General features: G+C 62.7%; 12 protein-coding genes. 8 read left to right on the top strand and 4 right to left on the bottom strand.

The genetic code is table 11. The features are described 5' to 3' along the window. The first annotated feature begins 75 nt into the window (after positions 1 to 75). The 5 genes from ABF821_RS17310 to vapC all read left to right on the top strand — a co-directional run bounded on the left by ABF821_RS17310 (position 76) and on the right by vapC (position 5584). The gene (locus ABF821_RS17310) at positions 76 to 2220 is read left to right on the top strand and encodes a hypothetical protein (protein WP_415530955.1); all 2145 of its coding nucleotides are present in this window, start codon (positions 76 to 78) and stop codon (positions 2218 to 2220) included. Positions 2221 to 2234: 14 nt separating this feature from the next. Further along, complete coding sequence (locus tag ABF821_RS17315; protein WP_415530948.1) at positions 2235 to 2900, top strand: histidine phosphatase family protein; 666 nt, start codon at positions 2235 to 2237, stop codon at positions 2898 to 2900. A 232-nt stretch (positions 2901 to 3132) separates the two neighbouring features. After that, on the top strand, positions 3133 to 4782 hold the full coding sequence (locus tag ABF821_RS17320; protein ID WP_182974364.1) for an NAD-dependent malic enzyme: 1650 nt from the start codon (positions 3133 to 3135) through the stop codon (positions 4780 to 4782). Between the two features lie 173 nt (positions 4783 to 4955). Continuing rightward, complete coding sequence (gene vapB / locus ABF821_RS17325; RefSeq protein WP_114725915.1) at positions 4956 to 5180, top strand: type II toxin-antitoxin system VapB family antitoxin; 225 nt, start codon at positions 4956 to 4958, stop codon at positions 5178 to 5180. Next, positions 5180 to 5584: a type II toxin-antitoxin system tRNA(fMet)-specific endonuclease VapC gene (gene vapC, locus ABF821_RS17330; protein WP_415530949.1), complete on the top strand. Its 405-nt coding sequence runs from the start codon at positions 5180 to 5182 to the stop codon at positions 5582 to 5584. The genes vapB and vapC overlap by 1 nt, the downstream gene beginning before the upstream one ends. Positions 5585 to 5772: 188 nt before the next feature. On the opposite strand, the gene ABF821_RS17335 is transcribed toward vapC, so the two are convergent. From ABF821_RS17335 to ABF821_RS17350, 4 genes are read right to left on the bottom strand one after another with little or no spacing between them, the layout of a single operon-like run. After that, positions 5773 to 6999, bottom strand: a complete 1227-nt coding sequence (locus tag ABF821_RS17335) for an MFS transporter (RefSeq protein WP_415530950.1) — start codon at positions 6997 to 6999, stop codon at positions 5773 to 5775. Beyond that, complete coding sequence (locus ABF821_RS17340; protein WP_415530951.1) at positions 6996 to 7325, bottom strand: hypothetical protein; 330 nt, start codon at positions 7323 to 7325, stop codon at positions 6996 to 6998. The genes ABF821_RS17335 and ABF821_RS17340 overlap by 4 nt, the downstream gene beginning before the upstream one ends. A gap of 1 nt (position 7326) precedes the next feature. Continuing rightward, a complete protein-coding gene (locus ABF821_RS17345; RefSeq protein WP_415530952.1) occupies positions 7327 to 7893 on the bottom strand; it encodes an isochorismatase family protein in 567 nt (188 codons plus the stop codon). Positions 7894 to 7953: 60 nt separating this feature from the next. Beyond that, positions 7954 to 8316 (bottom strand): MarR family winged helix-turn-helix transcriptional regulator, encoded by a 363-nt coding sequence (locus tag ABF821_RS17350; RefSeq protein ID WP_415530953.1) that lies wholly within the window; start codon positions 8314 to 8316, stop codon positions 7954 to 7956. A 553-nt stretch (positions 8317 to 8869) separates the two neighbouring features. Between ABF821_RS17350 and ABF821_RS17355 the strand changes: the two genes are divergently transcribed. From ABF821_RS17355 to ABF821_RS17365, 3 genes are read left to right on the top strand one after another with little or no spacing between them, the layout of a single operon-like run. Beyond that, a complete protein-coding gene (locus ABF821_RS17355) occupies positions 8870 to 9166 on the top strand; it encodes a metalloregulator ArsR/SmtB family transcription factor (protein ID WP_415530954.1) in 297 nt (98 codons plus the stop codon). 2 nt (positions 9167 to 9168) lie between these two features. After that, a complete protein-coding gene (locus ABF821_RS17360; protein ID WP_114724942.1) occupies positions 9169 to 9585 on the top strand; it encodes a YeeE/YedE family protein in 417 nt (138 codons plus the stop codon). A 13-nt stretch (positions 9586 to 9598) separates the two neighbouring features. Next, complete coding sequence (locus ABF821_RS17365) at positions 9599 to 10033, top strand: DUF6691 family protein (protein ID WP_415530956.1); 435 nt, start codon at positions 9599 to 9601, stop codon at positions 10031 to 10033. Positions 10034 to 10465 lie beyond the last annotated feature (432 nt).

The raw sequence follows: 10465 nt of genomic DNA on the forward strand, positions 1-10465 counted from the left end.
GGTCCGTCTGGGGGCGGGGCGATTGCCGCGCCGGGGGGCTGCGCGCATAATGACGATGGCAACAGGGATTTTTGCGTGCTCGCCGAACGATTGACCCATGACCTGGCCTGCGTCCTGGAACGCCCCGACCTGCGCGTGATCGCGGGGGCGCGGCGCATCGGGCTGGATACGGCGCTGGAGCGGGCGTTCGTGGTGCGGGCCGGTGGCATGGTCGTGCTGGGGGCGCCCTGCCTGCGAAAGCCGGCCTGCGCGCCGGTCGTGCTGCGCCACGCACTGGAACTGGCCCGGCTGGTCGAGGCCGTGCCCGACGATGGCGTGCTGGCGGGGCTGTGCGCGGCGCGCACCGCCGCCCTGTTCGCGGAGCTGGATGGGCCGGGCGGGCCGTCGGGGCCGTCGTCGAGGCCGTGGTGGCATGCCGACATGGCCGCCGTGGTGCCGCCCGGTGCGGACCGCCTGCGGGAGATATGGGCGGAACTGGCGGGCTTGCAGCCTCCCGTTGCCGCCGGGTGTGCCGATGCCGGCGCATTCGACCGGCTGGCGGCCCGGCTGGAGACGCTGTGGACGTTGCTGGGGCCGGCGGAGCAATTGATGGCCGAGGGTGGCGATGCCCGGCTGGCGATCGACCCGGCGACCGGGCTGAATCACTATGGGTCGTCTCATCGGCCGCGCCCCTGGGCTGTGACCTATGCGTCCTCTACCGCGTCTTCGGTTTCCGAACGGGGTTTCGCGGGGGCCGAGGCGGCGCGCCTGCGGCTGGTGCTGGGCGGGTTGACGGGGGATGGGGCGCGGGTCCGGGCGGAGATGGTCGCGGAGGTGCGCCGCCGGATCGCGGACCATTACGGGATGGCCGGGACCCAGGGTGTCGTGCTGGCCCCATCGGGGACCGATTGCGAACTGTATGCCCTGGCGCTGGCGATGCTGGGTTCTGATGGCCATCCGGTCAGCAACATCCTTCTCGCCCCCGAGGAAACGGGGAGTGGCGTACCGTTAGCGGCAAAAGGTTGCCATTTCGCGAATGACACCGCGCTGGGCGCGCAGGTGGCCAAGGGCGGGCTGATCGACGGATTTCCGGCGGACACGCTGCTGCTGGCGGTGCCGTTGCGCCAGCCGGACGGAGCGTCGCGCGCGCCGGCCGAGATCGACCGGGATTGCATCGCACTGGCTCGGGGGGCCTGGCAGGCGGGGCGGCGTGTGCTGCTGCACCGGCTGGACCTGTCCAAGACCGGGCTGCTGGCGCCGGGGCTGGAGATGCTGGACGGGCTGGCCGAGGCTGCCCGTGCCGATGGCGTGCCGGTGCCCGATATCGTGGTGGATGCCTGCCAGGCGCGGCTGGACCCGGCGCGGGTGCGCGATTACCTGGACCGGGGCTGGATGGTGATGATCACCGGGTCCAAATTCTTTACCGGCCCGCCCTTTTGCGGCGCGCTGCTGCTGCCCGAGGGGGTGACGGCGCGGTTGCGGGAAGGGGCGTTGCCGGCGGGGCTGGCGGATTACTGCCATCGGGCCGCGTGGCCGGCGCTGCCGGCGGCACAGGGGCTGCCGGCGGGCGAGAATGTGGGGCTGATGCTGCGCTGGTATGCCGCATTGGCCGAGATGACGGCGCTGCGGGAGGTGCCCCGGCCGGTGGTGCGGGCGCGGCTGGCGCGGTTTCTGGGCGCGCTGGAAGCGGCGATCGACGCCGACCCCGACCTGCGGCGGCTGGCGGTGCCACATCCGGCGCGGCCGCCGCTGGCCGATGCGTGGGACGATCGCGGGACCATCCTGAGCTTTTTCGTGCGCGACCCGCTGGCGTCCTTGTCCTGTGGCGATGATTTCGCGCCGCCGGAGTTCGTACCGCTGGGGCTGGAGCCGGCGCGGGCGCTTTATCGGTGGCTGAATGCCGATCTGTCGCGCGTGGTGCCGGAGGGGGCGGACCGGGCGCTGGCCGGGCAGTTGTGCCATGTCGGCCAGCCGGTGCCGTTGCCGCACCCGATGCTGCCGGGCGGGGTGGCGGGGGCGCTGCGGCTGTCGGCCGGAGCGCGGCTGGTTTCGGGCGAGCCGTCCCATGACGGGCTGCTGCCCGATCTGCGCATGGATCGGGAAATTGCCGATGCGCAGCTTGTTCTGGCCAAGATCGGGCTGATCCTGCGTTATTGGGAGAGGCTGGTGGCGGCCGACCCGGTACAGACCTACGCGCCGCTTCCGGCTATGGATACCGGACCACCCGTTATCCTGCCCTGATTGGACCGGCTTGCATGAACCAGAATCACGGTCACTTCCTCGACACCCCCAAGCTGACGGACGGTGTCACCCGTTTCTGGCTGATCCGCCATGCGGTGGTCGAGGAAAATGCCCGGATGCGGGTGTACGGCACGCTGGACGTGCCGCTGTGCCCCGACAGTCTGGTGGCGCAGCGCGGCATGTACGAGGCGCTGGCCGCGCGGCTGCCGCAGAACGCGCAATGGTTTACCTCGCCCCTGGGGCGCACGCAGCATACCGCGCGGATCATCCAGGAGGCCGGCTATGGCGAGCGGGACTGGACGGTGGAGCCCGGATTTCTGGAACAGTCGCTGGGAGCGTGGCAGGGGTTGCGCCACCATGAATTGCTGGACCAGTTGAAGCTGGCGCCGCATCTGTTCTGGTCGGTCGCGGCCTCCGAACGGCCACCCGGCGGCGAGAGCATGCTGGATGTGTGCGCCCGCGTGGGCGAGACGATGGACCGGATGGCCGAGGTTCATGCGGGCCGGAACATGATCGTGGTGAGCCATGGCGGGGCGATCCGCGCGGCGCTGGCGCATGCGCTGCGCGTGCATGCCGATACGGCGCTGCATTTTTCGATCCAGAATCTTGCCCTGACGATTATCGAGCGTTTTCCGGAAGCGTGGCGCATCGTTGCCGTCAACGAATTGCCGGGCGTATGAAAACCTGCCTGGAGATGCGCGCTGGCGGCGAGCCGACGCGCGTTTCCTGTGCTCCGATGCTCGCGGCCATTGAGGCCGCTCCGCTTCGGTGCTGGGAAATACATGACGGGCGCGCCGCCTTGCGGCGCTCTCGCTCGCCAGCCCGTATTTCCGGGCGGGTTTTGAGGATTATTGCTGAAATGACCCGGTAGGGCGGCTTTGGCCGCTGATCAGTGCATGGAGGACCCCGAACATGACGTCATCCGATCGTCAGAGCCTGCGCGGCACGGCTTTGCTGGCCGATCCGTTCCTGAACCGTGGAACCGCCTTTACCGCTGACGAGCGGCGGGCGCTGGGGCTGGAAGGGTTGCTGCCGCCGCAGGTGGAGACGCTGGAGCGGCAGGCCGAGCGGGCAATGGCGCATCTGGACGCCAAGCCGACCGATCTGGAGCGGTATATCTACCTCTCCGCGCTGGTCGATCGGAACGAGACGCTGTTCTACAAGGTGCTGATGTCGGACCCGGCCCGTTTTGTGCCGATTGTCTATGCGCCGACGCTGGGCGAGGTGTGCAAGTCGTTCAGCCATCTGTACCGCCGGCCCCGGGGCATGTATATCAGCCTCGACATGAAGGGGCGCATTGCCGAGGTGCTGCGCAACTGGCCGGTGCCGGATGTGCGCTTCCTGTGCGTGACCACCGGCGGGCGGATTCTGGGGCTGGGCGATATCGGTGCCAACGGCATGGGTATTCCGATCGGCAAGTTGCAGCTTTACACCGCCTGCGGCGCGGTACCGCCGCATACCACGCTGCCGGTGCAGTTGGATATCGGCACCACCAATGCCGCGCTGCGGGCCGATCCGCTCTATCTGGGCCTGCGGCGGGAACCGCCGCCGGAGGCGGAACTGGATGCGTTTGTCGAGGAATTCGTGACGGCGGTGCAGGAGGTGTTTCCGGCCTGCTGCATTCATTTCGAGGACTGGAAGGGCACGGATGCGATCCGGTATCTGGAGCGGTATCGCGACCGGGTGCTGTGCTACAACGACGACATTCAGGGCACGGCCTCGGTGACGCTGGCGGGGCTGGTGACGGCGCTGCGCATCAAGGGCGAGCAACTGGCGGACCAGACATTCCTGTTCCTCGGCGCCGGGTCTTCGGCGCTGGGGACATCGGACCTGCTGGTGACGGCGATGGAGGCCGAGGGGCTGACGGTGGCGGAGGCGCGGTCGCGCATCGTCATGATGGATGTGAAGGGGCTGGTGGAGCCTTCGCGCACCGACCTGAGCGAGGAGCAGCGGCGCTATGCCCATGCGGCGGCCCCGACGCGCGACCTGCTGGAGACCATTCGCCGGGTGCGGCCCAGCGTGCTGATCGGGGTTTCGACGGCCGGGGGTGCCTTTACCCAGCCGGTGGTGGAACTGATGGCCGAGATCAATGCGCGGCCGATCATCTTTCCGCTGTCGATCCCGCGCCCGGAATGCACGGCGGAGCAGGCTTATGGCTGGTCGGACGGGCGGGCGCTGTATGCGGCCGGCATCCAGTTTCCGCAGGTGATGCGGGGGGATATGGTGTTCCGGCCTGGGCAGGCCAATAATTTCTATATCTTCCCCGGTCTGGGGCTGGCGGTTTATGCCACGCGGCCGCATCTGATTACCGACGGGCTGATTATCGAGGCCGCGCATGCGCTGGCCGATCAGGTTTCGCCTTCGGCGCAGGCGCGGGGGATGCTGTATCCGCCGCAATCGCAGATTCTGGAAGTTGAGGTGACGTCGGCCTGCCGGCTGGCGGAGTACCTGTTCGCGAACGGGATGGCGACGGTGCCGCGCCCGGATGACATTCGGGCGTGGATCGAAGGGATGTGCTACAGCGCGGAGTATGGGGCGGTTGAGGCGGTGGCGGGGGGCTGAGGTGGGCCTTCCGGCTTCTGCTTTGCCGTAGGCTGGTTGCCTGAGATTTCCATCCTGTAGGAATTTCAGGACCTGCGCTGATCTGCGCGCAGGTGGACAGTGGGCCAGCGGATTTCATTGATTGTGGGCGCTGGGTTGGATATACAAGACGTATATCCAATGTGGAGCGTGTCATGCTGGCCCGTACGACTCTGTTCCTTTCAAATCGTTCCCAAGCCGTGCGTTTGCCCAAAGCGGTGGCTTTTGATGGTGATCTGAAAGAAGTGGTCATCATTCCCGATGGGGCGCGCCGGATTATCGCGCCGGCGGATGCCGCGTGGGATGATTTTTTTGCCGCGCCCGGCATTGATCTGGCGTTGCGTAATCAGCCTGCGATGCAGGAGCGTGACAGCTTCTGATGCTACGTTACCTGCTGGAGACGAATTTCTGCATCCGCGTGCTGCGTGACCGCCCGAAGGGGTTGCGTGAGCGGTTCAACGACAATGCGGAAGCACTCTGTATTTCCGATGTCGTGTTATATGAACTTCTGTATGGGGCTGAAAAATCTTCAGAACCCGTCAGGGTCCGGCGGCAGGTGGAGCAGTTCGCGGCGCGCCTGTCCGTTTTGCCGTTTGATGATGAAGCGGCAGCGCACACGGCGGACATCAGAGCCGATCTGGAGCGCCGAGGCTGTGTGATCGGTCCTTATGATCTGATGATTGCGGGACATGCACGCAGCAGAGGACTTGTTGTTGTGACCAGTAACTCTCATGAGTTCATGAGAGTTGAAGGACTGCGCGTCGAGGATTGGATGACAAGTTAGGGGGGAACGAACTGTCGGCTTTCGAGCGGAACATCTTGGCAGCCGACACCCTCACGGTGACGGGCGGTGACAGAGTGATATGCCAGCGTAAGGCGCTCTTGTGTTGCTGCACCTTCGGGTTGCTTTCGGAGGCATGAAGAACTGCCTCCCAGAAGGTGCGTAAGGTGGGATAGCGGCCCCCAAAAGCTTCAGGGCGGAACGTCTGGTTCATGGCGGGGGATCGCAACAAAAGCCACAGCCGCTGCGATCAGCCCGGCGACCGCGCCGACGCCGAGCGCCCAGCGTGGACCGAACGTGTCGGCAACCCAACCGACGATCGGTGCCCCGATCGGTGTGCCACCGAGGGCCACGCCCACGCGCAGCGCCATCACGCGCCCGCGCATCTCAGGCGCTGTCGAAAGCTGCATCAGGCTGTTCGTCGTATTGGTGAAGGTCAGCGCCGCCACGCCAATCACGACAAGAGCCGCGGCGAAGAGCCAATAGTCGGGTGCGATAGCCGCCAGCGCGCAGCCGACGCCAAACATGGCCGCGCCGGTCAGGAGCAGGTCAAAGCGGGGTTCCTTGCGGGCCGCCCCGAAGAACGCGCCCGCCATCGTGCCGATCGCCATGATGGAGGATAACAGGCCGTAGCCCTGAGCATTCGTGTGGAAGACACCGACGGCCATGGTCGAGATGAAGATCGGAAAGTTCAGCCCGAACGTGCCGATCAGAAAGAGCATGATCAGAATCGCCCTCAGATCGTCACGGCCCCATGCATAGCGGAAGCCATCGGAAAAACCGCCTTTTTTCCGGTGTGTGCGGACATTCGGTCGTAGCTCGTCGGTCCGCAGCGCATTCAGGGAGAGCAGCACGCCGACAAACGAAACGCCATTGATCAGGAACGCCCAGCCCGTGCCGATGGCGGCGATCACGATCCCCGCAATGGCCGGGCCGATCATGCGCGCGACATTGAACGAGGTGGAGTTGAGCGCCACCGCGTTATGCAGATCATCGTCGCCCACGAGTTCGGCCACGAAAGTCTGTCGTACCGGCGCGTCGAAAGCGGCGGCACTGCCGAACAAGAAGGCGAAAACATAGACATGCCAGAGCTGTACCAGGCCGGTCACCGTCAGCATTCCCAGCGCCAGCGCCAGGACACCCATCGTCGCCTGCGTGACCATCAGGAGCTTGCGCTGGTTGAAATGGTCGGCGGCGAAGCCCGTCCAGGGCAGCAGGAGCATCTGCGGCCCGAACTGTAACGCCATGACCTGCCCGACGGCGGAAGCGTCATGATGCGTCAACTGGGTCAGCACCAACCAGTCCTGGGCCGTCCGCTGCACCCAGGTGCCGATATTGGATACAAAAGCGCCCCCGGCCCAGATCCGGTAATTGACGGTGCGCAGCGAACGGAAATACCCGGAGGCCGGTGCCCTCACAGGCGTTCCGACATATTGCCACCGTGGAAACGCCCGAAATGCCGGGCAGAAAACAGGGCAATGAGCAATGCTCCGGCGCCGAACGCGGCGGCGTCGCTAACGTCCGCAAACGTAAATGCACCCACATGACAAACGAGTCCGTAACCAATGAGGATGTTGGCGAACCCCCAGACCACGTTGACGGTCGATGAGGAAAGCCCCTGCCCCGGTGGCTTGGCGAACGGGCTTTGGAACGGTCGGCCCATCATCCCGCTGATGACGTGAGGCACCGCATTGGCCAGGCAAGCGCCCCCGAAGAACCAAGCCAGCAGATCGAGCCACGGCATGTCAGGTATCCTCCTTGGCCGGTAACAGGGCAATGATATCCGCGCTTGTACCTGTCTCGCCAAGCCGGGGAAAAACGGACCTGACGCTGTAGTCGTGTGCTTCGACGCGGCCATCCGTCATGGCGTCGATGGCGAGGGTGACGTTGAAGCCGGCTTCATAGGCCTGGCGCGCGGTTGCCTCGACGCCGGTGCCTGTCGCCACACCCGCGATCACCACCTGGGTCACGCCACGCGCCCTCAACTGCGCTTCCAGGTCGGTGCTGGCAAAGGCACCCCATGTCCGTTTTGTAACGACAATATCGTCAGGCAGTTGACCGAGTTCCGGAACGAGGTCCGTCCATCCTTCCGGGCGCGGGCTGGCCGGGCGCCGTTGTTCCGTCCGGCCGGGTGCGCTGCCCGCCACATTAACGAGAACGACTGGCAGAGCACGGGCACGAAACGCATCGGCCAGGATCCGGACGTACCCGATTATCGGTTCGATCGGATGCGCGAGCGGCAAACCGACGATGCCTTTCTGTAAATCGACGACGATCAGGGCAGTTCTGGGGTCCAGTGTTGTCAGCGCCATGGGGCACTCTTCTCCAAAATAACAATCAGGATCGAATGGCGGCGGCTCTGCCGCGCGGCATCATTCGTCGACGAGCCGCCTCAGGAGCGCGACGGTCCGGGTGAGTTCGGCTTGCTCCTGTGCAGAAAAACGCGACTGCAGCGCACGTGTCAGCCAGTCCTGTCGTGCGGCGCGCCCCTCACGGATCTGCCTGCGACAAGCGTCCGTCAGCGATAAAAGAATCTGGCGCCCATCCGAAGGGTCCGGCTGGCTGCCGATAAAACCGGCATCCGTCAGCGCCGTGACGATCGGCGCCATCGATTGCGGGCGGATGCCCTGCGAGCGGGCGAGATGCGATGTCGTTGCGGGGCCATGCGATTCCAATTGCAGTAGCACCGAGGTCTGGGAAGGTGTCAGTTCCCCGACATGGGCCTGTTCCCGCAACCGCCGTTTCAGTTTGCTCAGAAGAGCGCGTAGATCCTGCGCCAGGGCCGACGCATCATGGAGAGGTGGTTCATTCAGGGGACCAGTCATTCCGTCACGATACATTTATGCAGATAACCTGTAAAGATATTTGTGCAGATAGGCTGTATAAATCGCAGACTGCTTGGTCTGCTAGCCGTTGCGCTCAAACGACGGATGGGACGTGTCATGGACGTTCTGCTTTGAGATTAGCGTTAGGCACGGAACACAGCCCGAGCCACTTGCCCCGTCGAATGGAATTTCCGGCTTCGCGGTCGAGGATCTGAAGCCGTTGGGTCACGGATTAGCCAAATTCGGAAGGGCAGGACCCCCTCAGTTATGTCCGTTTTCGGGACGCCATGAATCCCGGTTGAACGATCGAGTTGACGGCGAAAGCAGACGGTCTTTTGACGGAAGCGAAATGCGAACACGCGACAGCCACATATTTCTCCATGCAACAATTTGGTTGACTCTATGAGGTGATATCTATTTATCGATAAAAAGATAATTTTGCGGTGGTGCAGAGATAGAGATAATGGACGATTTGCAGACCAATGTGTTTCGTGTGGCGGAATTGCTGAAAACATTGTCGCATTCCGATCGCCTCCTTATCGCCTGTGCATTGGCTCAAAGGGAGATGTCGGTTGGGCAGATACAAAGCGAGCTGAGTATACATCAACCCAATCTGTCCAGGCATCTGACAGTCCTGAAGGCGGCGAGAATCGTGACGTTCCGAAAGGAAGGTCTTTCTGTTTTCTACCGTCTTTCAGATGAGAAGGCAGGGCAGGTTATCGCCGCTCTTCATCATATCTATTGCGAGCGGAAAGAATAAAGATGTCGCCGATATACTGGAACAGTCTTGCGGGAGGAAGCCTGATCGGTCTGGCTTGCTCGGCCTATCTGCTGCTGAACGGCCGCATTGCCGGCATCAGCGGATTGCTTGCTCAAACACTTTCGGGGAGAAATATCTGGCCGGGAGCCGCTTTGCTGTTGGGGTTGGTCAGTGGTCCGCTGCTCTGGCGCCTTATGACCGGTGTATGGCCTGAAATGACAATCCGAGCGCCTTGGAGTGTTGTCCTCATATCCGGCTTTCTGGTCGGTTTCGGCACGCGTTTGGGAAATGGCTGTACCAGTGGTCACGGCGTGATTGGACTGGCTCGTTTATCACCACGCTCAATAGTGGCTGTAATCTGCTTTCTCGGAACGGGAATGGCAACTGCTACAATCGTTCATCTTTTGACGGGGACTTAACATGTTCGCGGTTATGAGAACTATTGCAGCATTTCTATGTGGGATCGTATTCAGTCTCGGGTTGATTCTGGGCGGGATGCTTAATCCTTCCAACGTTCTGTCTTTTCTGAATGTTGCCGGGCATTGGAATCCTGCTTTGGTATTCGTTCTGGGGAGTGCCGTCTTTGTGACATTCTGCGGGTTCCGGCTGAAAAAGAATCTGTCGCAGCCACTTCTTGGTGCTACCTTTCAAATCCCGGCATCGAGACAAATCGATAAATCGTTGATCGTAGGAAGCTGTTTGTTTGGATTGGGTTGGGGATTGACCGGTCTGTGTCCCGGACCCGCCATTGCGTCTTTTTTTATTTTTCAGCCAAAGAGTTTATTGTTTCTACTCGATCTTATCGTAGGGACAATCGTTTTTTCTTATCGAAATGGTGTGTGGCGATATTTGCTCCGCCCCCGTTGAACGATGAGCAGTTGAGCCGCGCTCCGGTTTTCCGGCCGCATGTCGGGCCGATGGTGGATGTAGGCGGTTCTTTTTTGTGACTGTAATATTTGACAGGTACGTTTGGCTCGGTGGGTTGAAATTTATCTCTAAATGGAATGTCTCTAGCGACGATGTGCGGCCCATGGTATAGGGCAATTGCCTTTTGCTGGCGTGACAATTGGCTATGGGTGCGCATTGTTGCGGAAACGCTGGGAGAGCCCTTATGTCGGGCGGCTCCCGAAATACAAAACCTCTCGTAGGGAATACGGGAGGCGCGTGTCCCAGCGTGCGCGTTGTCAACCACCCGGCACCAGAGGTCGGGGCTGATATCGCTGGGATGTGAATCAGATGTTTATAAGAGTCCGTCCAAGATCATGATGTATGATTACAGAGTCTTCTGAGCATCATCCG

The organism is Gluconacetobacter sp. (assembly GCF_047721585.1).
GTDB classification, from domain to species: domain Bacteria; phylum Pseudomonadota; class Alphaproteobacteria; order Acetobacterales; family Acetobacteraceae; genus Gluconacetobacter; species Gluconacetobacter dulcium.

Bases quoted from the DNA above. Each gene is read 5' to 3' on its own strand.
- ABF821_RS17315 (WP_415530948.1), top strand. From the start codon at position 2,235: ATGAACCAGAATCACGGTCACTTCCTCGACACCCCCAAGCTGACGGAC.
- ABF821_RS17320 (WP_182974364.1), top strand. From the start codon at position 3,133: ATGACGTCATCCGATCGTCAGAGCCTGCGCGGCACGGCTTTGCTGGCC.
- vapB (WP_114725915.1), top strand. From the start codon at position 4,956: ATGCTGGCCCGTACGACTCTGTTCCTTTCAAATCGTTCCCAAGCCGTG.
- vapC (WP_415530949.1), top strand. From the start codon at position 5,180: ATGCTACGTTACCTGCTGGAGACGAATTTCTGCATCCGCGTGCTGCGT.
- ABF821_RS17340 (WP_415530951.1), bottom strand. From the start codon at position 7,325: ATGCCGTGGCTCGATCTGCTGGCTTGGTTCTTCGGGGGCGCTTGCCTG.
- ABF821_RS17345 (WP_415530952.1), bottom strand. From the start codon at position 7,893: ATGGCGCTGACAACACTGGACCCCAGAACTGCCCTGATCGTCGTCGAT.
- ABF821_RS17355 (WP_415530954.1), top strand. From the start codon at position 8,870: ATGGACGATTTGCAGACCAATGTGTTTCGTGTGGCGGAATTGCTGAAA.
- ABF821_RS17360 (WP_114724942.1), top strand. From the start codon at position 9,169: ATGTCGCCGATATACTGGAACAGTCTTGCGGGAGGAAGCCTGATCGGT.
- ABF821_RS17365 (WP_415530956.1), top strand. From the start codon at position 9,599: ATGAGAACTATTGCAGCATTTCTATGTGGGATCGTATTCAGTCTCGGG.